This is a genomic window from Sphingomonas sp. BK345, assembly GCF_014193845.1.
Lineage (GTDB): Bacteria > Pseudomonadota > Alphaproteobacteria > Sphingomonadales > Sphingomonadaceae > Sphingomonas.
Genome location: NZ_JACHZX010000007.1, coordinates 1 through 21755, shown reverse-complemented (window position 1 = coordinate 21755; position 21755 = coordinate 1). Strand labels below are relative to the sequence as shown.

Below are 21755 nucleotides of genomic sequence, written 5' to 3'. Positions count from 1 at the left end.
CTCGGAGGTGAGTAGATATGGCGAGCGATACCGATCTGGCGGCGCTGTCGTGCCAGGCGATGATGGACGTGCCGCGCATCCGCCCCGTGCTCGACAAGATCGCGGACAAATGGACGATCATGATCCTGACGGTGCTGTGCCCCGAGCCCGCCCGGTTCAACGAGATCAAGCGGCGGCTCGACGGCATCACGCACAAGTCGCTCGCCGACGCGCTCAAGCGGCTCGAGCGCCACGGCCTGATCACGCGCACCGTGATCCCGACCGCGCCGATCGGCGTCGTCTACGCCATTACCCCGCTGGGCCACTCGCTGCGCGCGCCGTTCGAGGCGCTCTGCGACTGGGCGCTCGCGCACGAGCAGGCCTTCGCCGAGGCCGCGCTCGCCTATGACCGGGCACGGGCCGCATAGCCCTCCTATCCGCCTCATCAGAAATAGTCATTCCAACTCCTATCGGCTAGGTGGATGATCGCGGCCGGAGGTGGCGATGTCCGACGAGCAGGCGACGACGGAGGAGCGCGAGCCGGCGCGCCGCGGCGGGATCGAGTGGCCGACGGTGGCGCTGGCGGCGCTGATCTACGGCGGCTGGCTCGCGCTGACGCGCTGGCACGCGCTGCTGCCCTGGCCCGTGCTGGTGGTGGCGGGTGGGTGGCTGGTGGCGTGGCACGGCTCGCTCCAGCACGAGACGATCCACGGCCATCCGACGCGCCGGGATTGGCTCAACAGCGCGATCGGCGCGGTGCCGCTGGCCGTGTGGCTGCCCTACGGCGTGTACCGCGACAGCCACCGCGCGCACCATCGCAGCCCGCACATCACCGACCCGCGCCACGATCCCGAGTCACGCTACGTCGCCGGGACCGGCCTGCCCCGCGCGGTCGCCGCGGCGCAGGCGACCTTGCTCGGGCGGCTGGTGCTCGGCCCGCCGCTCGCGGTGCTGGCGCTGGCGATCGACGAGGCGCGACGGCTGCGGCGCGCGCCCGCCGCGGTGCTGCGCGACTGGGCGCCGCACCTCGCCGCGCTCGTGCCGCTGGTGGCCTGGCTCGAGTGGACCGGGCTGGGCGTGGCGCGCTACGCGCTGCTGATGGTCTATCCCGGGCTCGCGCTGACGCTGCTGCGCTCCTTCGCCGAGCATCGCGCCGACCTGCCGGGGCCGAGCCGCGCCGCGACGGTGGCGCGCGGCGGCGTGCTCGGGCTGCTGTATCTCAACAACCACCTCCATACCGCGCACCACGACCGGCCCGGGCTCGCCTGGTACCGGCTGCCGGCCTATCAGCGCCGCCACGCCGCGCGGCTGGAGGCGCAGGCGGGGCGGATCCACCGCAGCTACGGCGAGATCGTGCGCCGCTTCGCGCTGCGCGCGCACGACCGGCTGGTCCATCCCGCCGCGGCGTCCCGGTGAGCGGCGCGGTCGCCTCGCTCGGCATGTACGACCACCCGGCGCAGCGCTGGGCCAATGACGCCTTGTGGCAGGCGATCACGGCGCGTCTGGCGGCGCGCGGCGTGGCGGCGCCGGACTCGCTCGACCGCGACCGCCCGGTCGAGGCGATCTGGCGCGACCCGCGGCTGCTGCTGGCGCAATGCTGCGGCTACCCGCTGGTGACCGATCCCGCGCTCGCGCTGCGCGTGGTCGCGGTGCCGCATTACGCCGTGCCCGACTGCGCGCCGGGGCGCCACGCCAGCCGCGTGCTGGTGCGCGCCGACGATCCGGCGACGACGCTGGCGGGGCTGCGCGGCCGCCGCGCCGCGGTCAACGCGCTCTCCTCGAACACGGGGGCCAACCTGTTCCGCGCCACGCTGGCGGGCGAGCCGCTCGACCGGGTCTTCGCCGCTCTGGCGGAGACCGGCTCGCACCGCGCCAGCGCCGCCGCGGTGCGCGACGGCGTCGCCGACGTCGCCGCGATCGACGCCGTCACCTACGCGGCGCTCGCGCGCGACGAGCCCGACGCAGTGGCGGGGCTGCGCCAGCTCGCGCTCACCCGCTCCTCCCCCGCGCTGCCGTTCGTCACCGCGCGCGCCACGCCCCCCGCGCTGGTGGCGGCGCTGCGCGACGCGCTGCACGCCGCGGTGCATGACCCGGCGCTGGCGCGCGCGCGGACGGCACTGTTCCTCGCCGACGTCGCGCCCGCGAGCGTCCACCGCTACGTGGCACTGCGCGCGCTCCACTGAGCCGCACGCCGCCGCGGACGGGCGCGGGCACGGTTCCTTTCGGCGCCGTCACGCGTATGCGCATCGGATGGAACAACAGGCACTCGTCATCGCGCTGATCGGCGCGCTCGGCATCGGCGCGCAATGGGTGGCGTGGCGCACCGGCTGGCCCGCGATCGCGCTGATGCTCGTCGCGGGCGTGGTCGCGGGGCCGGTGACCGGCCTGATCGACCCGCATCGCACCTTCGGCGCGCTGCTCGAGCCGCTGGTCTCGGTCGCGGTCGCGATCATCCTGTTCGAGGGCGGGCTCAGCCTCAACTTCCGCGAGCTGCGCCGCACCGACGGCGCGGTGACGCGGCTGCTGCTGGTGGGCGTGCCGGTCGGCTGGCTGCTCGGCGCGCTCGCCTGTTATTACATCGGCGGGCTGGTCTGGCCGGTCGCGATCCTGTTCGCCGGCATCCTCGTCGTCACCGGGCCGACGGTGGTGCTCCCGCTGCTGCGGCAGAGCAACATCGCGGCGCGGCCGCGCGCGATCCTCAAGTGGGAGGCGATCGTCAACGACCCGATCGGCGCGCTGTGCGGCGTCGTCACCTACGAGTACCTCCGCCGCGCCGGCGAGGGCGTGACGATCCCGCAGCTGCTGCTGTCGCTGCTCGCCGCGAGCGTGGTGTCGGGGCTGATCGGCTATGGCGCGGCGCGCGCGGTCGCCTGGGCCTTCCCGCGCGGGCACGTGCCCGAATATCTCAAGGCGCCGGTGCTGCTGGTGGCGGTGATCGGCACCTTCGTCGTGTCCAATCTCGTCCAGCAGGAGACCGGGCTGCTCGCGGTGACGGTGATGGGCGTGACGCTCGCCAACCTGCGGCTCGACTCGCTGCGCGACATCCACCCGTTCAAGGAGAATGTCACCGTCCTGCTGATCTCGGGCGTGTTCGTGCTGCTGTCGGCGACGCTCAACCTGGGCGTGCTCGAGCGCTTCGAGTGGCGCTTCGCCGCCTTCCTGCTGGCGCTGCTGTTCCTGGTGCGCCCCACCACCGTGCTGCTCAGCCTCGCCTTCACGCGCGTGCCCTGGAACGAGCGGCTGCTGGTCGCCTGGATCGCGCCGCGCGGCATCGTCGCGGTGGCGATCTCGGGGCTGTTCGCGCTGCGGCTGGGCAATCTCGGCTATGACGACGGCTCGATCCTGGTCACGCTCTCCTTCGCGGTGGTGGTGGCGACGATCGTGGCGCACGGCTTCTCGATCGGCGCGGTGGCGCGCTGGCTCAAGGTGACCGGCGCGACCGAGCGCGGGCTGCTGATCGTCGGCGCGACGCCGTGGAGCCACGCGCTCGCGGCGCAACTGCGCCAGCTCGAGGTGCCGGTGACGATCTGCGACACCAGCTGGCAGCGGCTCGCGCCGGCGCGGCGCGGCGGGATCGACACCTATCACGGCGAGATCCTCGCCGAGGCGACCGAGGACCGGCTCGACCTGTCGCGCTACCAGGTGCTCGTCGCCACGACCGACAACGAGGCGTATAACGCGCTGGTGTGCAACGAATTCGCCCCCGAGCTCGGCCGCGACAACGTGTATCAGCTCGGCGCCGGCACGGACGAGGACGACCGGCGCGCGCTGCCCGCCTCGCTGCGCGGCCGCGCGCTCTTCACCAGCGGGCACGGCGTCGAGGAGATCGTCCGCCGCGTCGACGACGGCTGGGCGTTCCGCAAGACACGGATCACCGACAAGTTCGACTATGCGACCGCGCGCGCCGACATGGCCGACGAGGCCGACATGCTGCTGCTGCTGCGCAAGGGCGCGCCGCTGCGCTTCTTCTCGCACGCCAGTCGGCCGGTGCCGCAGTCGGGCGACACGATCATCAGCTTCGGCCCGCCCGCCGGGCCGCGACGCGCGCAGCAGGAGGTGAGCGTATGAGCGAGACGGAGACCAGGCGGATCGGCGCGATCGAGGCCGTCGGGATGGCGACGCTGCTCGCGCTCGCGGCCTGCTCGTCGCCGCCCGCGGCTGACCGCGGCAACGCCGCCGACGTCGCCGAGGCGGCCGACAACGCCGACAATGTCGCCGTGCCCGGCAACGAGGCCGAGGCGGTCGCGCCCGCCAAATCGATCCTCCGCCCCGAGGTCACCGCGCCCGCGCCAGAGGAGGAGGCGGTGCGCGCCGAGGACGTCGTGGTCGGCTTCGACGAGGCCGGCAAGCTCCTGACCGACGACGCCAAGGCGGCGCTCGACGCGCTGGTCGCCAGCCCCGCGGCGCGCGCCGGCGGCGCCTTCACGCTGCGCGGCCACAGCGACTCGCGGGGCGACGATCGCGCCAACCTGCGCGCGTCGCGCCGCCGCGCCGAGACGGTCCGCGACTATCTCGCCGCCAAGGGGATCGACCCGGCGCGCCTGACCGTGATCGCACTCGGCGAGACCACCCCGCTCGTCCCCAACGCGCACCCCGACGGCAGCGACGATCCCGTCGCGCGCCAGAAGAACCGCCGCGTCGAGGTGCATGTCGCGCCGCCCCCGCCTGCGCCCGCGCCCGCTCCGGCCGCCACCCCCGCGCCTACCCCGGCCGCGGAGGGCGGGGACGCGGTCGCCGGCAATGCCGCGGCGGCCAAGTAGGGGGAGCGGCCGGCGCCGCCCCGCACGTCGCGGGGGATCGTCGCGCGACCGCTCGGCACGGTCGGCGCATGCCCGTGTTCCGGCGAAAGCCGGAACCAGGGTCACGCAGAACCACCCCTCACGATGTGCGTGACCCTGGGCTCCTGCGTGCGCAGGATAACGTGCAGAGATGACGCGACGATCACCGGAGAGGGAGGATCGGCCAGCCTCTTCTTGCATGATGCCGCGACCTGCATGGTGTCGTGCCCGCCCCCGGCAGAAGAGGCAGGATACTCGGCGCCCGGCGTGCTAGCCTCGGTCAGGTCGCAACACGAAGGGGCCGCATGACCAGCACCGACCGTCTCTGCCGCGCGCTCGGCGCGTCGCTCCTGCTCGCGGGGAGCGTCGCCGCCCCCGCCGTGTTCGCGCAGCGCGCCCCCGCCGCGGCGGTGCCAGCCACCACCGCCACGCTGCTCCCGGTCACGGTCGAGCGCGAGAGCGGCAAGCTGCTCGTCACCCTCCCCGCCCCTGACGCCGACGGCGTCTCGGGGCGCTTCCTCTACGCCACCGCGCTCAAGACCGGGTTGGGCTCGGCGCCGATCCGGATCGATCACGGCATGGTCGGCGACACCCAGCTGCTCGCCTTCCGCCGGCTCGGCAGGAAGGTGGCGGTGGTGTTCGAGAACCCGCGCTACCGCTCCTCGGGCGACGCGCTCGAGCGGCGCGGCGCGAGCGCGGACTTCCCGTTCAGCACGGTCGCGATGCTCGACGTCGCCGCGACCGCGCCCGGCGGCGCCGTGACGGTCGACCTCGCCCCGCTGCTGCTACGCGACACGATGCGGCTGGCCGACAAGCTCAACGCCGCGGCCAAGGGCTTCAAATTGGTCGACTCGCTCAGCGCGGTCGACCCCGGCTCGGTCAAGGCCTTCCCCGACAATATCGAGATGGAGGCGGTACAGACCTACGCCTCGGACACGCCGGGCCAGGAGGTCGACACGATCGCCCCCGACGGGCGGCAGGTGAGCTTCACCGTCCACCACTCGCTGGTGCGGCTGCCCGCACCGGGCTTCGTGCCGCGCCGCTTCGACATCCGCTCGGGCACCTTCGCGACGCCGGTGTACGAGTTCAATACGCCGCTGGGCGCGCCAGTGCTGCAGCAATATGCCAACCACTTCCGGCTCGACAAGCTTGACCCCGGCGCGGCGCGCTCGCGCGTGCGAAAGCCGATCGTCTTCTACATCGACAACAAGGCGCCCGAGCCGATCCGCACCGCGCTGGCCGAGGGCGTGGCGTGGTGGAACCAGGCGTTCGACGCGGCCGGCTATGTCGACGCCTTCCAGGTGCGCGTGCTGCCCGCCGACGCCGACCCGCAGGACGTGCGCTACAACATGGTCAACTGGAACGAGCGGCAGACGCGCAGCTGGTCCTATGGCGGCGGCGTCACCGACCCGCGCACGGGCGAGATCATCAAGGGCAATGTCGTGCTCGAGGGGCTGCGGCTGCGCCAGGACATCTGGATCTTCGAGGGACTGGTCGGCACCGCCGAGGAGAACAAGGGCACCGCCAACGATCCGGTCCGCGTCGCGCTGGCGCGGATCCGCCAGCTCGGCGCGCACGAGGTCGGCCACGCGCTCGGCTTCGCGCACAATTTCGCGGCGAGCACGCAGGAGCGCGCCTCGGTGATGGACTATCCCTTCGCCAAGATCGCGCTCGACGGCGACGCGATCGACCTCTCCGACGCCTACGCCAGCGGCATCGGCGCGTGGGACAAGTTCACCGTCGACTGGCTCTACGGCCAGCCCGTCCCCGGCACCGATCCCGACGTCGCCGCCATGGCCAAGGCCGACGCCGCGCAGCGCGCGGGGATGCGCTACCTCACCGACATCGACGGGCGTGACTCGAGCCTGGCGGTGCCGGGCGACAGCATGTGGACCGAGGGCACCGACTCGCCCGCCGACCTCGCGCACGTGATGGCGGTGCGCCGCGTCGCGCTGGCGCGCTTCGGCCCGGGCGTGCTCCACCCCGGCGCGCCGCTCGCCGACCTGCGCCGCAGCTTCGTGCCGCTGTGGCTGTTCCACCGCTACGCCGTGGCCGCGATCGGCAAGACGCTCGGGGGGGTCCATTACAGCTACGCCACCGCGGGCGACAGCGCCCCGCCCCCGACCCGCGCGACCGCGGCGGAGCAGGGAGAAGCGCTCGACGCGCTGATGGCGACGCTCAGCCCCGCCGCGCTCACCGTGCCGCCCGCGCTGGCGCTGACCTTGTCGGCGGGGGTCAACGGCAGCGCCGACCCGCAATATGACAGCGAGGTGCTCGACACCGCGGGCGGCGCGGTGTTCGATCCCCTGGTCGCGACCGACGTGGCGGCGCAGGTCACGCTCGAGACGCTGCTGGCGCCGTCGCGGCTCACCCGGCTCCACCTCCAGCACGCCGCCGACCCGGCGCTGCCCGGCGTCGAGACATTGCTCGACCGGCTCGACCGCGACGTGGTGGCGCGCCACGACGACGCCGTGGCGCAGCGGATCGCGCTACGCACATTGCTGGCGATCGCCGCGGCGGCGCGCGCGACCGCGACCGGCGCGGACGTGGCGCTACGGCTCGAGGCCGCGCTGGTGGCGACGCGCGAGCGGCTCGCGCACGACCGGCGCGACACCTGGGCGCAGGGCGTGGCGCGGCTGCTCGGCGACAAGGACGCGCTCGACCGCGCGCTCGCGCCGGCGTCGCGGCCGCCCGCGGTCCCGCCGGGCATGCCGATCGGGTGAGCGCCGGCGCAGCACGCAGCCAGCCAGACGCGACCGTGCCCGGCCAGGACCGCGAGCGTCGCCGCGAGCGCGATGCTCCGTTCCGCCGCTCGACGCCGCCGAAACGGTCTGCGAACAGCAGGCGGCACAGCGCGACGGCGCGCACGGGCTCGCGTCGGCCGAGGGGAGGCGCACGCGAGCGATCTGCACCCGCCGTCGAATTGCCAGCGACAGCAGGAGAGCGATTGCCAATCTGCGTCCCACGTTGGTAACGGGCGACCTGTCCCGCAGGCCATCTTCGCAGCCCGCGATCGAGTAGGAATGAACCATGGCCGAGCTCCACGTCTCTCAACTCGACCAATTCGTTGAGGCGGTGAATGCGAGGAATGGTGAGTTACGCCACCCCGATGTCGCCAGCCGATTTCTCCCGATCGACCTGACATTCGACACAAAGGTCGATCAGTCATTGTCGCCCTACTCGGCGGAGTATTTCGAGCAGCAGCTGGCCTTGTATCGTGAGATCGCCGGGCGAGAGCTGAACCAGCATGAGGGCGAGCTTCATCCGATCGACAGGGACGCGCTCCTCGCGAGCGCCAACCCGCTCGGGCTGAACGATGCGCGCGCGACGAGCGAGCATGTCCGCGCCCTCGCCACGATGCTCTCGCTCTGTGCGCTGCCGCGACAGCCGCGGGTCCTCGATATGGGGGCCGGCCATGGTCTCAGTTCCGAGCTGTTCGCTTTCTCCGATTGCAAAGTTCACGCCATCGACATCGATCCTGGTCTCGGCGCGGTCAGCCGGGAGCGCGCGGCGATCCGCAACCTCGACCTCGTTCGTAGCGAGATGAACTATGACGACGTCGATGTACTGGAAGACGATCACTACGACGCCGCCTTCTTCTTCCAGTCGCTGCACCACTGCCTGAAACCGTGGGAGCTGATCGCGACACTGAAGAAGAAGCTCAAGGCGGGCGGGGTCATCGCCTTCGCCGGCGAGCCGGTGCAGGCGATCTGGTGGCGCAACTGGGGTCTCCGCCTCGATGAGGAATCGCTCTTCGTGGCGCGCTCGCTCGGATGGTTCGAGTCCGGCTGGTCGCACGACTTCATCCGCGATTGCTTCGCGCGCTGCGGCATGACCCTGGCCTTCTTCTCGGGCGGCGTGCTCGGTGGAGAGATCGCCGTGGCGACGATGGACGATGGCAGACGGGCCGAGATCGCCCAGCAGGCGACGGCGATCGGCCTCAGTCCGGTACGTCCGAATGGCTTCAATCTGCCCGAGAGCCGCTTCCACAGCCTCGCCGGTCACCGCAGCGATGTGCTGGGCCAGCGCGGGTTCCGCCAGACTGACGGACGCGAGGGCGCGCTGCTCTACGGGCCCTATATCGATCTGAACGCGGGAACGTACGAGTTCAATTTCTCCGGCCGTTGCAAGGCCGGGAGCGCCACGTCGGGCGCGTCGATCGAGATCGATGTTGTGAGCGACCGGGGTACGACCACGCACTGGAAAGAGGCGCTTCCCGCGGATCAGTTCGTCGATGGCAAGTTGCTCGTCCGGCGCATTCAGCTCGCCACCCCGGTCAGCGGGGTGGAGATCAGGGCCGTCGTGACGGGTGCGCTCGATTGGGAAGTCACGCTGCCGTTCATCGAGCAGGTGGCGTAACCTGGGACGACGCGCGGTCGCGGCCGCTCGGCAGGTTCGCACGCCAGGCTTCCGATCGCGCGTTCAGACCCGATCGTCCGACGCGATCGCCGATGCGGATCGCGGACCTTCTTGCTAGACCCACGAAGGAAGCCGTTGTCATCGCTGCCGGCGCTCCTGATGGGCGCTTGGGTCAATCTGGGTCGAAAAATTCACTCGACGGAACGGCCCGGAACCGACTAGCACGCTGACCTGCGATTGGGGAATCGCGTGTTATCCGGGGGTTAACTAACTTGAACAAGCAGGGTTCGGTGCGCGTGCGCCGGTGGACGCTCGCGCTCGGCGCGAGCATCGTGGCGATCGGCGCGGCCAGCAGCCCGGCGGCAGCGCAGTGTAGCCCGGACCCGACCGTGGCCGACGCGACGACCAGCTGCGTCGGTACCGACCCTGACGGCCTGTTCGTCCAGACGCGCGGCACGATTGTCGACGTCGCCGCCGACGCGATCGTCCGCGCCGGCCAGGCCGCGGCGATCGACGTCGGCGCGAGCGACGTCCGCGTCGCGATCGCGGGCATCGTCGACGGCGGCGCGGTGGCCGGCATCCGCGTCAACGCGGCCGCGTATTACAGCGCGGGTTGCGCCGGCTACACGGTAGCTCCGGGATTCTGCGAGCCAGGTCACGTCTATTTGGTGAGGCCGACCGCGACCGCGACGATCAGCGTGGCGCAGGGCGCGCTCGTCACGGGTGCGCACGCGCTCGTGCTCAGCCGCGACTTCTGGAATTTCGATGCGAACGTGACCGCCGATCTCACCAATGCCGGCACGATGCGGGGTACCGCCGGCCCGGCGATCCTGATCGACAGCGCGATCGGATCCGGTCCATACCCGCTCATCACCAACACCGCCACGGGCGTGATCGACGGCATCTCGGGTCTGGTCCGCGGTATCGTCAACGACGGGTTGATCAGGGATGCCGGCGGGGTCGCGATCGACTCGTTCCTGAATACGCTCACCAACCGCGGCACGATCGAGGGGGCGGTGCTCGCGCAGTCGGGGAACGGTTACGACGCCACGGTCGACTCATCCGCCGGCACGATCCGCGGCGATCTCACCTTCGGCCGCGGCAACGACACGTTGGTGGCGAAGTACGTCGATGGCCAGGTGATCACCGGGGTGACCGGCGCGATCGACGGCGGCGAGGGTGTCGACACGCTGCGCCTCGGCATCGACGCCGACGTCACGCTCGGCGCAGTGCCGCTGCCGACCAACTTCGAGCAGACCGGGCTGGTCGCCGCGTCCGGCGTCACCGTCACGCTGGGTGACGGTTTCACGGGCCCGATCCAGATCGGCGGCCCCGGCACGATCGTGAACCAGGTGGCGCTGACCGGGGGGGTGCAGGTCGTGACCGGGGTGGGCTTCTCCGAGCCGCCCGTCTTCGTCAACGCCGGCACCCTGCGGACCACCGTCAGTGGCGGCACCGCGGTGTGGACCAACGCGCGCGTGCTTGACAATCGGGGTCTGATCGACGCCGCCGGCGACGGTGTGCGGATCGACAACAACGCGGCGACCTTCACCAACAACGGCACGATCACCGCGGTCGGATCGGGGGTCACCGCCGCGGGGATCGACTTCGTCAACAACGGCACGATCACCGCGGGCGGTACCGGCGTCTCGGGCTTTGGCATGGCCTTCGCCAACCGCGGGACGATCAACTCCTACGGCGGGATCGGCGCGGTCCTCGACGGATCGGGTCGGCCGGCGAGCAACAGCGGCACGATCGCCGGGGCGGCCGCGGCGATTCGGCTCGGGCGGGACTTCGTCAACACCGGCGTGCTCAGCTCGCCCGGAACGGCGGTGGAGCTCGATGGCGCTGTCACGATCGACAATCGGGCGGGCGGACGGATCAGCGGCGGCACGCTCGCGATCGGCGCCAGCGGCGGCAGGTCGCCTTATTACGCCACCGTGATCAACGCCGGGACAATCGACGGCGATGTCGCGCTCAGCGGCGACACGCGCCGCGACAGCTACAACGGCAACCGCTACTTCGCCGCGGCGGGCGGCGTTCTCAACGGCAATCTAACGCTGGGCAGCGGCGACACGCTGGTGGTGGAGCTCGCGGGCAGCGGCACGGGCACCTTTGCCGGGATCAATGGTACGGTCGACGCCACCAACAGCGCGCTGCATTATCGCGTCCGCGAAACGCGCGCCGCCGAGGCCGCGGCCCCGGCCGGCTTCGCCTCGATCGTTTATGACCTGTTCGACGGTGCGGCGCTGACGCTGACCGGTGCCAGCGCGCCGCTCCTGTTCGCGGGTAACGGCAGCGTCGACGTCAGCGGCGACATCGTCGCGGACATCTCGCCCGCGATCGGATCGGGCTTCGTCAGTTATGCGCCGGGGGAGCAGCCGGCCACGTCGGGCGCGGTGGCGGTCACCAGCCGTGGTACGCTGACGCTGGTGCGCGCGCCGGGCGCCACTTTCTATCCCGCCACCGCGGTGAGCCTGGGCGAGCGCGACACTTACACCAACGCCGGCACGATCCTGCTCGGCGGCGCGGTCAGCGCCGCGAGCGCAGGGCGCATCGTCAACACCGGCGCGATCCGCCAGGTCGAGGGCGGCTCGGCCTCAGACGGCATCATCGGCAGCTACAGTCGGCTCGACCTCGTCAACACCGGCACGATCGAGGTCGCCGGCGCGGCTGTTCGCGGTCAGTATAGCGGCACGACCATCGACAACAGCGGCCGGCTCGTCAGCAGCGCGACCGCCGCGGTGATCGCGGGCGGCTCTACCGACACGATCGTCAACCGTACCGGCGGCGTGATCGCGGGCAGCGGCACTGCTGTTCGGATGTACGGCGGCACGCTGACGAACGCGGGCACGATCACCGGCGACGTGCTGCTCGGCTTCAACGATTACGGCAGCAGTTACGCCCCGGCGACCTATGTCGCGCAGGGCGGCACGATCGCGGGGGACCTGCGCTTCGGCAGCGGCGACGACCAGTTCGTGAGCTACGGCGACGATACCGGCGTGAGCGGCACGATCGACGGCGGCGACGGCTACGACACCGTCGTCCACGCGCGCGACACCAGCGCGACCGTGACGCTGGGCGCGCCGCTGCTCGCCGATTTCGAGCGCGAGAGTGCGCGCGCGACCGGCGAGGGCACCGTGCTGACGCTGCGCGCCGACGCACCGCTGACCACCGACCTGCTGCTCACGGGTGACGCCACGATCGTCAACACCGCGACGCTCACCGGGACCATCAGCGCGGTGAGCACTCAGCTGCTGCCGGACGCGGACATGAGCGCGCTGGCCAGCCTCGTCAATCGCGGCGACGTCACGGGCAGCATCGTCGGCACGGTGCGCGACTTCACCAACGAGGGCAGCATCACCGCCGCGCCGGGCGGCCAGCAGTCGGCGCTTTATCTGAGCGCCGGCGCGGCGCTGACCGCGCGCAACACGGGCACGATTCGCGGCGCGACCGCGCTCGACCGGACCGACTTCTCCTTCGGCGTGACCGACCCGCGCGCGCTGACGCTCGCCTTCACCAACAGCGGGACGATGTCGGCGGCCGACGCGACGCTGCGCGTCACCGCCAGCAGCTATCTCGCGCGCGACGCCGCGCTGTCGCTCGACAATCAGGGGCTGATCGAGGCCACGGGCGCCGCGGGCAGCGCGGTGCGGCTGGGCGTCCTCAGCCTCTCCGGCAATCCCGCGGCGCGCTCGGTCACGGTGACGAACGGCGGCACGATCCGCGCCAACGGCGGCAGCGACACGGTCAACGTCGGTGATCCGTATCTCGCCATCCCCGCCACCGCGCTCTCGCTCTACGGCAACGCCGATGCCGCGCTGACCGTGACCAATGACGCGCGCGGCGTAATCGAGTCGACCGGCGGCCAGTCGACCGCGATCACCGCCGACGGCGGCGTGCTCACGCTGGTGAACGCGGGCACGATCCGCGGCGGTGCGGGCGCGACGATCGCGTCGGGCGACTCCCTGGGGCAGAGCTATTATCTTCCCGGCGCGATCCAGGGCAGCGACGGCGGCAACACCATCGTCAACATCGGCACGATCATCGGCTCGATCGATCTGGGCACCGGTGCCGACCGGATCGAGAGCACCGGCCGCCTCATCGGCGACATCTTCCTCGATGACGGCGACGACCGTGTCACGCTGGCGGGCAGCTTCGGCGGCGCGATCGACGGCGGCGCCGGCACCGACACGGTCACCGTCACCGGCGGCACCGCGGCGACGCCGATCGCCTTCACCCGTCTCACCGACGTCGAGCAGCTGTCGGTGACCGGCGGCTATGCGACGATCGCGGGCGCCGCGGCGCTGCGCCAGCTCGACGTCAGCGGCGGGCGGCTGGTCGGACTGGCAGGCTCGACGATCAGCGCGCCGCTGATCACCGTCGCGCGCGGCGCCACCTTCGGCTCGGCCGGCACGGTCGACGCGAACCTCGCGATCGCGGGCACGCTGAGCCCCGGCGCCTCGCCCGGCACGATGACCGTCAACGGCAACGTCGCGCTCGCCGGCGGCGCGACCGCGCTGTTCGAGATCACGCCCAGCGTGTACGACCGGCTGGTCGTCAACGGCGCGGTATCGATCGCGTCCGGCGCGACGCTGCAGCTCGTCTCCGACACGCCGTTGCGCGCGGGCACCAGCTACCAGCTGATCACCGCCACCGGCGGGGTGAACGGTGCCTTCACGACGGTGCAGCTGCCCGGCAGCCAGCCCGGCGTTGTCGTGCAGGACGCGGGCAGCCTGCGCCTGCTCGCGCAGTTCGCCCAGCCGACCAGCCTGGCGCCTCAGGCCGCCAACAGCGTCGCCTACGTCAACGCCGCGCTCGCCGCGGCGCCGCGCGATGCCGCGCTGCTCGCCGCGGTGCCCGCGCTGCTCGACGCCGCGGGCGCGACCGACGCGCGCGCCTTCGCGCGGCTCACCCCCGAGGCCTATGCCTCGGCGACCCAGCTGGGCGTCGACCAGGCGCTGTCGCTGGCGCAGGTGGCGCGCGGCGGCGCCTTCGCGACCGACCGCGCCGAGGCGGGCGCGTTCACCTTCGCGCAGACGGTCGGCCAGTGGCACCGGCTCGCCGGCGACGCCGCCAGCGGCAGCAGCGCCGCGCGCGCCCAGAGCTACGGCTTCCTCGGCGGGCTGGGCTACGGCGATCGCGGTTGGATGGTCGGCGCGTTCGCCGGCTATCTCAACGGCCGCCAGCAGATCGGCGCGCTGGGCGCACGCACGCGCGCGGACGGCGTCGTGGCCGGCGTGCACGCGCGCTACACTGCGCCGGCGGGCTGGGGCTTCAGCGGCTCGCTGCTGTACGACGGCGGCGAGGCGCGCACCGATCGCGCGCTGCCCGGCACGGTCGCGGCGAGCGCGCGCTACGGGCTGCACAGCTGGGTCGGCGACGCGTCGCTGCACCACACGCTCGCGGTCGGGGGCGACTGGACGCTGCGCCCGCGCGTCGGTGTCACTTACGTGCGCACCACGCGCGACGGGCTGAGCGAGGACGGGGCGAGCCCGTTCGCGCTCCAGGTCGCGCGCGAGCGCCACGTCGCCGGCTTCGTCGACGCCGGGCTGACGCTGGCGCGCGACGACGCCTCGGACGCGCGCTTCCGCCCGCACGTCGCGCTCGGGCTGCGCCACCAGGTCGAGGGGCGCCGCGTCGGCGCGCTGGCGGGCTTCACCGGCGGGCCGCTCGGGCTCGACGCGGTCGGCGCGTCGCGCGCGTCGGTGGTGGGCACCGCCGCGGCGGGCATCGACTATCGCCTGAGCGCCGCGGTCAACCTGTTCAGCGCCGCCACGGCGCAGACCGGGCGCGACGACCACCAGGAGTCGATCACGACCGGGGTGCGGCTGCGCTTCTGAGCGGGGTGGCGGGTGCGCTTGCCGCGGGTGGCGCAACGGACCCGCGGAGCGCGAAGATCCCGACACGTCGTCCGCCGGCGAGATCGGGAAGGTAGACGCTGGCGACGCGTCGGTAGCGCCTCGCCAGCACGACCCGGACCAGTCGGTGCGCGGCGGGCGACGGGTGGCGTGGGCCGTCGCCGTCCGCCGCGACGATCACCGCGGGATGGCGACGGAGGATGACGGCGAGCTCGCCGAGTGGCGCCACCCCGATCGCGTCCCGTTCCTCGCTGGTGGCGAGATGCTCGGGAAAGACCCAACGCGTCGGTAGCGGCGCGCGCGTCAGCGTGTACAGCGATGGCGGTCCATCGAAGACGTAGAGCGAGTGGCCGCCGCGGTTCGAGAGGATCAGCTCGGTCGCCGTCGCCATCGCTGCGCGCGATCGCTGCGTCCGCTCGATCGCCGGCCAGCCCGCCAGCAGCAGGGCCCAACCTGCAACGATGGCGGCGAAGATCGCGCCGGTTGCCGGGCGCGCGAACACCGGTGCCGCCGCGACACAAAGACTGGGTAACAGCGGCAGCGCGTAATGGTCGTAGAAGTTCGGCACCATGAGGAAGCCGACGAGCGCCGCACCGATCCAGGCGGCCAGCCACGTCGCGTCGCCTCGGTCGGTGCGATAGAGCAGCGCCACGCCGGCCGCCGCCATCAGGCTCAGCGGCGCGAGGCGCGGTACCAGGTAGCGCGCCTGCGCGACGCGCTCGTCCAGCGACGGCGGCAAGCGGCGCGTCGCCGAGACGACAGTCGCGAACAGATAGTCGGCGCCGTGCCCGATCGCGATGAAGTAAGCGACGCAGGTGAGCGACGGGAGCACGCCGATCGCGGCGATGAGAGCGATGCGGGGCAACGCGCCACGCATGCTTCCGCTGTGCCGCGTGAGCTGAGCGGCGATGAACCCTCCCAGCACGACACATTCGGGCAGGCAGGTCGGCTTGATCGTCAGCGCTATGCCGCCGCACAGCGCTGCCGCGACCGCGGCGCGGGTGAGCTGCGCGTGGTCGGGCGCGTCGCGCGCGCGCACCGACCACGCCGCCATCGCCGCGATCGCCAGATTGTAGAAGACCGGTGTCTGCCCCCCGCCGCCGGCCAGCGCCTCCAGTGCAGCAACGTAGGTGATCGCGACGAGCAGCGCGACCGGGTCGGCGACCCAGCGCCGCGCGACGCGCGCGAGCACAATCGCGGTGGCTGCCACGCTCGCACCTGCGGCGAGCTGTACCGCGCTCGCGCTGGCGCCCCCGATCGCCGCGATCGCCCAGTAGATCACGAACAGGCCGAACGGCTTGCGGTCCCACAGGTCCACATAGGGAAGCGCGCCATCGCGCATCCGGTCGCCGACGAGCAGGTAGAAGCCCTCGTCGATGTGGTAATTGGGGTCACCGAAGGCGGGCGCTCGGATCAAGACCGCCGCGACGACGATGCTCGCGTACAGCCACAGCGGCGCGGGTGCCGCGATGCCGCGCGATCGCGCGGGCGGGGCGATTGAGCCGGAGTGCATCGGCGCTTTCATGGCAAATATCTGTTTACGATATGTTATCCGCGGTCGGGCAGGATCCGCCGCATGGTATATCGCGCCGCCCGTGGTTGGATCGAGCAGCTCTCGTCGAGCGATCGTTGGACGCGACTCGTCGCGTCGTTGGCGCTGCTGCCGATCGCTGCGGGACTCACGTTCCGGACCTATTCCTACGGTGTGCACCCGTCGTGGTTCGAGGTCGTACGCCAGCTTGACCTCTTCTACGCTGCGGTGGAGATCGCGGTGGTGCTGCTCGCCCGGCATCGCGGCTTCTCCTACGCGGCGACCTTCCGGCGCATGCCGCGCGGCGCGCGTGTCGCCTTGGTCCTCTTCCTCGCGACCTTCTGGTGGGGTACCGTCTTCGTCACCGGGCCGATGCCCTTCTCGCTCATGCGCGCCGCACTTTGGCCGATCCACCTGCTGTTCGGCGCCGCGCTATGGCACCTCTGCCCTTCCCCGGACGCCGACGCGGTGCGGCGCTGGATCATGCTGCTGGTCGCCGGGAGCATCGCTTATCTGCCGCTGCTCGCCGTCCACTTCCTCACTGCGCCGACAGGCTCGCCGGCGGCGCTGGAGGCGATCGTGTGGACCTCGGCGCTGCCGGGCTACCTCAGCGTCCGGCATTTCGGGATCGAGTGGGGTGCGGTGCTGACGCTCGCGATCGGTCTGGTCTGGCGCGACCCGCGTGCGCTGGGCGGGGTGCGCCTCGGTTTCGCCGCGCTGCTGCTGCTCGGCGGCGCGGTCTGCTGGTCCGGAACGCGGGCGGCATTGTTCGGCGTCGCCGGAGCGATCGCGCTGACGATCGTCGGGCGGCGCCATCTGCCGCGCCCGGCCTCGGTGCTGCTGGTCGCCACCGCGCTGCTGCTCGGCGGTGCGGTGGCACAGCAGCTGCTCCCCCCGAGCGAGTCGTTCGGCTTCCGCATCACGCCGCCGGCGACGGGGGTCGGCGGCTTCACCAGTGGTCGCGTCGACCTGTGGGTAGCCGCGCTGCACCTGTTCCGCGCGCGACCGCTGACGGGCTGGGGCGAAGGCTCGATGATGTGGCTGGTCAACTGGCACGGCGTCAGCTTCGCGCATCCGCACAACACACCGATACAGATGCTGGAGAGCTGGGGCATCGCGGCGACGGCCGCGGCGCTGTACCTGATCGCCAGGCTGTGGGCGGCGGTGCAGCGACGCGACCGCGCCCGGGAGAATATCTTACCGCTGCAGATGGCACTCGACGCGCTGTTGATCATGTCGCTCGTGGACGGCGTCTTCTATCATGCTCGCTTGGTCATGCTGGTCGCGCTGGTCGCCGCGGTCGCCCTCTCCGCGCCCGCCGCCAGCGCTGCCGCTGGCAAGACGGCGCGCGCGTTCCCCCGCGCCGCATCGCGCCGCTCAGCCGCAGCCTCACCGCGATCGGGAAGCTGATCGCGCCTCCAGCACCTCGATCCGGTCCAGCGCGTCACGCAGCGCGGCGGCCAGCACGGGGATCAGATTGATCGGCGCGTAGGATAGGTCCCCCGCCTCCGTTCGAGTGACGACGGGCGCGGTGCGCAGCGCGGAGCGTCCCTGCAGCGCCAGCAGGGCGGCCGCGTCGAACCCGGCACCGAGCCGTGCCGGCGCGCGGTCCTGTTCCCAGGCGATCGGCGCGAGGTTCCTGACAAAGGCGCTCGCGTCACGCGCGACGAGCGGACGCGGCGCGCGCTGCCGCGCCGGATCCACCGCGACCGTGAGGTCCGCCTGGCCGATCGAGATGTCCTGTGTAGCGGCGTTGCCGAGCACGACCTGATCGCTGCGCGTGTTTCGCGCGCCGTGCCCGATCGCGACGCAATTCTCATGATGTCGCTCGGCGGCGAAGTGGTTGGCATCCTCGCCGATGCTGATCGATCGCGCTGCCGTCAGGTTGATCCCGGCCGAATGGCCTATCGCGATCGCACCCGGCGCGCCGGCGCGCGCGTCATGGCCGAGCGCGACGCTGGCGGAAGCCGTGGCGCTGGCGCGTCCCCCCACCGCCAACGTGCGTTCGCCGCCGGCCACCGCCGCATGGCCGACCGCCGTGGCGCCGTCGGCGAGCGCGCTGCCACCGGCGTGAGGATCCGCGCCGCAGCGCGCCCGGCTGCCGATCGCGGTAGTGTGCGAGCCATAAGCGTGGCTCTCGGCACCGACACAGGTCGATAGGTCATAAGCGAAGGTCTTGGCGCCCGCCGTGTAGGGGCCGGCGATCGCGCCGACATAGGTGTTGCCCTTGCCGCCATCGTTCTGCAGACCCGCCTGAGCGCCAAACGCCGAATTATACTCGCCGTGGCAATTGTAATAGCCCGCCAGCGCGCCGAACGACGAGTTGAACCCGCCGGTCTTGTTATACATGCTCGCCCAGAAGCCGACGCCGGTGTTGTTGCTGCCGGTCGAGTTGCGGCCGAAGGTCTTGTAGCCCCATCCAGTGTTCTGAATACCTTTGGTATTGTAGCGGAACGCGGAATAGCCGCCAGCCGTGTTGCGGTCGACTTGGTTATACTCGAGCGCGAAGGCGCCGAGCGCGGTGTTCTCGAAGCCGTCAGTGGTCGTTGACAGCGCCCGCGCGCCAATCGCGACGTTCCACGCCGCTTTCTCCGAGAAGAGCGATCCGGCGAGGCGGTCCCCGATCGCGATATTGCCGGCGAGGAAACGGCCGAACTTGATGCCTTGGGGGTTGGCGAAACTCCGCTGGTCGGCGGAGAGGCTGATGAAGTCGTACGGCGCCTCGCACCGCACCCGGCGCAGCGACACGCGTTCGATCACGCCGCGCCACTCGGGGTCGGCGGTGATCTCGAACTCGACGGGGCCCGCAGTGGCATAGCTGAACAAGGCGAATTGATAGGTATCGCGACCGCTCGGCAGATAGCTATGGTCGCGGACAGTGAAGAGCGGCTCGCCCGCGAGCGCGAAGGCGAGACCGCCGACCGCGTCGGTCCGCGTACGCAGCGTGATCAGGTAGGTTGTGTAGGCGGCGATCTCTACCCCCGTCACGGCGCGCGCCGCCGCGCCACCGTCGCGCGCGATCCCGCCCGACGCCGGGACGAAGCCGCGCAGCGACCAGCCGCGCGCACCGCCGGCGAGATCGGGTACGGCGATGACCTCCTCGTCGCCGATCTCGGCATGGTCGAACGCGTGCACGTTGCCGCGTGCCGGGCCATAGGTCTGGCCGCCAACGCGGTACACGCCGGCAGGAATCTCCAGCGCCCCCCCCCGCGGCCGCGCCGCGGCCGCGGCGGCGAAGGCTGCCTGATCCTGCGCGACGCCGTCGCCGCGCGCACCGAAGTCGCGCACCGACACGCTCGCCTGTCCCGGCGCGCCAGCGGCAACCCCGGGCGGCGATGCGGGAGAGAGCCCCGCCGCTCCGGCCGATGTCGCCGTAGCGGGCAGCAGCGCGCCGGACAGGCCATAGGCCAGCACGCCGCGGCGCGAGGGGGCGTCGGTATCGGTCACGATGATGCTACTCCCGAACTGGCTCTCGCCGGATCATGGCGGCGCGGGCTTGACCGGAGGATGAACTCAACCCAGCGATCGCACGCGACCAGCCGCGCTCGACCGCTGCGCCCTCTGCCTCGTCACGTTCCCCGCCTGCCGCAGGTCCCGTCAGCGGCGCACGCCGGTACGGCGGCTGCGCTCACCGGCGTTCTCGATCACGGTGGCGCCGCTCTGCACGCCGACATAATTCTCATCGAGACGGGTCTGTAGCCTGGAAATCACCCGGTTCTGAATACGGCTGTCGATCCGCGCGGTCGGCACGACGCCGACCACCTGATCGCGGCGCTGGCGCTGTCCGACCTGGCCGGTCACGGTCTGGGCGTTGCGCGCGTTGGGCGACGCTGCGCCCGCCGACTGCGCGGCCGCGCCCGCGCTGGCGAGCAACGCCGCCAGCGCGAGGAGGGCGGGACAGCGACGCCACGACCGGCGCGCGCGTGCGGATGGCCCGGTCATGCCGCAGGCGTCACTTCGGCGCGCGTGAGACGCCCGGTGACGCCGTCGACCGAGTCGCTCGGCCGCGCGAACAGCGAGAGCCGCTGGATCGGGCAGTTCGCCGGGATCGTGAGAGCAGCGGCGAAGCGGCCGCCCTGATCAGCCGAATCGGGTAGATCGAACCGCATCACCTCGCCGTCGCCCTCGCACGTCACCGTCCAATAGGGACGCGAGCTGGCGGGCTGATCGATGTCCTCCGTGGCGCCGCTCAGCCGATAGCGCCCGGGTGGCAGCATCTGACGTTGCCACAGTAGCAGTCCGCCGACGCTCGGCGGCGCGGAGAAGTCGAACGCGCCGTGCTGGAGCGATGCGGTCGCCTCGCCGTTGGTCACCGCGACCCAGTCGAATTGGGTGGGAAAGTCGCTGAGCGCCGCGAAAGTCGGGTCGCGCGAGCGGCGTGGATCGGCGCCGCGATGCGTGGCGGCATAGAAGGACCAGGCCGTGGCGTTGGCACCCTGGCGGATGAGCGCGTCGACCGCAGCGGCCTGCGCGCTCGCCGGCAGCGCCACGCCGCGTCGTTGCAGGCTCTGGAAGAAGGCGGCGGTGTCCCGCGCATCGGTACCGCGCCCGGCGGCATATTTGATGAAGCCCTCACCCCACATTGGCCGCGAGGCGAGCGTGTCGATCAGCGCCGGACGGATCGACGGCTCGGCGGCAGCGGCGGTGAGGATCGGGAAGAGCAGCTCGCCCATGTCCGGCTTGACCCGCAGCGCGATGTCGTACCAGCGCAACGATCCGCGGACGTCACCGCGCGCGACCGCATCCTCGATCGACCAGAGCTGGACGCGAACGTCGCGCCGCGACAGCGTCTGCGCGTAGCCGAAGGCGCGCCGCGCGGCGGCGAGATCTCCGTGGACCTGCGCGTCGAGCCCAAGCGTCGCGGCGGCGATCACCGCGGTGGGGTCGTGGCGCAGCGCCTCGATGGCGAGGCGATCGGCGCGCGAGCGGTCGCTCCTGCTCGCCTCGGGGCCGGCGAGCGAGGTTGCGTACGCCGCGGCCACGCGGCCGTCGTAAGGGGCCAGTGCGTATGCCGCGGCCGGTTGGGCGCGTCTGATCGTCTGTGCGACGGAGAAGGTCACCGCCTCGTAGCCGAGCAGCGCCAGCAGTGCCGTCACGATCCCGCGCGCGATCCACTCGCCGCGGCGCCGCGGCGTCAGCCACTCCCGCGCTTTGGTGTGCTCAGGCCTTGGCACGGTCGGTGCGGCCGTAGGCATAGCCATAGTCGTAGCCATAGCCGTGGTGGGCACGGCGGGCGTCGAACTTGGT

The 21755-nt window shown here is 71.9% G+C and carries 13 protein-coding genes; 9 read left to right on the top strand and 4 right to left on the bottom strand.

Going from position 1 to position 21755, the window contains the following annotated elements:
* The first annotated feature begins 17 nt into the window (after positions 1-17).
* From FHY03_RS17950 to FHY03_RS17915, 8 genes are all read left to right on the top strand, one after another.
* Complete coding sequence (locus FHY03_RS17950) at positions 18-407, top strand: helix-turn-helix domain-containing protein (protein WP_183931903.1); 390 nt, start codon at positions 18-20, stop codon at positions 405-407.
* Between the two features lie 76 nt (positions 408-483).
* Positions 484-1395 carry a fatty acid desaturase gene (locus tag FHY03_RS17945; protein WP_183931902.1) on the top strand — a complete coding sequence of 304 codons (912 nt, stop codon included), beginning with the start codon at positions 484-486 and terminating at the stop codon, positions 1393-1395.
* Positions 1392-2162 carry a PhnD/SsuA/transferrin family substrate-binding protein gene (locus FHY03_RS17940; RefSeq protein ID WP_311722255.1) on the top strand — a complete coding sequence of 257 codons (771 nt, stop codon included), beginning with the start codon at positions 1392-1394 and terminating at the stop codon, positions 2160-2162. Before FHY03_RS17945 ends, FHY03_RS17940 begins: the two co-directional genes overlap by 4 nt.
* A gap of 67 nt (positions 2163-2229) precedes the next feature.
* Positions 2230-4047 carry a sodium:proton antiporter gene (locus FHY03_RS17935; RefSeq protein ID WP_183931901.1) on the top strand — a complete coding sequence of 606 codons (1818 nt, stop codon included), beginning with the start codon at positions 2230-2232 and terminating at the stop codon, positions 4045-4047.
* A complete protein-coding gene (locus FHY03_RS17930) occupies positions 4044-4739 on the top strand; it encodes an OmpA family protein (RefSeq protein ID WP_260159393.1) in 696 nt (231 codons plus the stop codon). Before FHY03_RS17935 ends, FHY03_RS17930 begins: the two co-directional genes overlap by 4 nt.
* A 323-nt stretch (positions 4740-5062) precedes the next feature.
* Entirely contained in the window at positions 5063-7480 is a 2418-nt protein-coding gene (locus FHY03_RS17925; protein WP_183931900.1) for a zinc-dependent metalloprotease, read from the top strand.
* A gap of 307 nt (positions 7481-7787) precedes the next feature.
* Complete coding sequence (locus tag FHY03_RS17920; protein ID WP_183931899.1) at positions 7788-9116, top strand: bifunctional 2-polyprenyl-6-hydroxyphenol methylase/3-demethylubiquinol 3-O-methyltransferase UbiG; 1329 nt, start codon at positions 7788-7790, stop codon at positions 9114-9116.
* Between the two features lie 272 nt (positions 9117-9388).
* Complete coding sequence (locus tag FHY03_RS17915; RefSeq protein WP_183931898.1) at positions 9389-14959, top strand: autotransporter domain-containing protein; 5571 nt, start codon at positions 9389-9391, stop codon at positions 14957-14959.
* Here the strand turns inward: FHY03_RS17915 and FHY03_RS17910 are convergent.
* Entirely contained in the window at positions 14931-16490 is a 1560-nt protein-coding gene (locus FHY03_RS17910) for a hypothetical protein (RefSeq protein WP_183931897.1), read from the bottom strand. The two genes, FHY03_RS17915 and FHY03_RS17910, sit on opposite strands and share 29 nt — an antisense overlap.
* Positions 16491-16553: 63 nt before the next feature.
* On the opposite strand from FHY03_RS17910, the gene FHY03_RS17905 reads away from it, so the two are divergent.
* On the top strand, positions 16554-17918 hold the full coding sequence (locus FHY03_RS17905; RefSeq protein WP_183931896.1) for an O-antigen ligase: 1365 nt from the start codon (positions 16554-16556) through the stop codon (positions 17916-17918).
* On the opposite strand, the gene FHY03_RS17900 is transcribed toward FHY03_RS17905, so the two are convergent.
* From FHY03_RS17900 to FHY03_RS17890, 3 genes are all read right to left on the bottom strand, one after another.
* Positions 17898-19955 carry a hypothetical protein gene (locus FHY03_RS17900; protein WP_183931895.1) on the bottom strand — a complete coding sequence of 686 codons (2058 nt, stop codon included), beginning with the start codon at positions 19953-19955 and terminating at the stop codon, positions 17898-17900. The two genes, FHY03_RS17905 and FHY03_RS17900, sit on opposite strands and share 21 nt — an antisense overlap.
* A gap of 150 nt (positions 19956-20105) precedes the next feature.
* Entirely contained in the window at positions 20106-20450 is a 345-nt protein-coding gene (locus FHY03_RS17895; protein ID WP_183931894.1) for a hypothetical protein, read from the bottom strand.
* A complete protein-coding gene (locus FHY03_RS17890) occupies positions 20447-21709 on the bottom strand; it encodes a hypothetical protein (RefSeq protein ID WP_183931893.1) in 1263 nt (420 codons plus the stop codon). The genes FHY03_RS17895 and FHY03_RS17890 overlap by 4 nt, the downstream gene beginning before the upstream one ends.
* Between the last annotated feature and the right edge of the window lie 46 nt (positions 21710-21755).

Excerpts from the sequence above, each read along its gene's own strand:
- FHY03_RS17950 (WP_183931903.1), top strand. The coding sequence starts at position 18 with ATGGCGAGCGATACCGATCTGGCGGCGCTGTCGTGCCAGGCGATGATG.
- FHY03_RS17945 (WP_183931902.1), top strand. The coding sequence starts at position 484 with ATGTCCGACGAGCAGGCGACGACGGAGGAGCGCGAGCCGGCGCGCCGC.
- FHY03_RS17935 (WP_183931901.1), top strand. The coding sequence starts at position 2,230 with ATGGAACAACAGGCACTCGTCATCGCGCTGATCGGCGCGCTCGGCATC.
- FHY03_RS17930 (WP_260159393.1), top strand. The coding sequence starts at position 4,044 with ATGAGCGAGACGGAGACCAGGCGGATCGGCGCGATCGAGGCCGTCGGG.
- FHY03_RS17925 (WP_183931900.1), top strand. The coding sequence starts at position 5,063 with ATGACCAGCACCGACCGTCTCTGCCGCGCGCTCGGCGCGTCGCTCCTG.
- FHY03_RS17920 (WP_183931899.1), top strand. The coding sequence starts at position 7,788 with ATGGCCGAGCTCCACGTCTCTCAACTCGACCAATTCGTTGAGGCGGTG.
- FHY03_RS17910 (WP_183931897.1), bottom strand. The coding sequence starts at position 16,490 with ATGCACTCCGGCTCAATCGCCCCGCCCGCGCGATCGCGCGGCATCGCG.
- FHY03_RS17905 (WP_183931896.1), top strand. The coding sequence starts at position 16,554 with ATGGTATATCGCGCCGCCCGTGGTTGGATCGAGCAGCTCTCGTCGAGC.
- FHY03_RS17895 (WP_183931894.1), bottom strand. The coding sequence starts at position 20,450 with ATGACCGGGCCATCCGCACGCGCGCGCCGGTCGTGGCGTCGCTGTCCC.
- FHY03_RS17890 (WP_183931893.1), bottom strand. The coding sequence starts at position 21,709 with ATGGCTATGCCTACGGCCGCACCGACCGTGCCAAGGCCTGAGCACACC.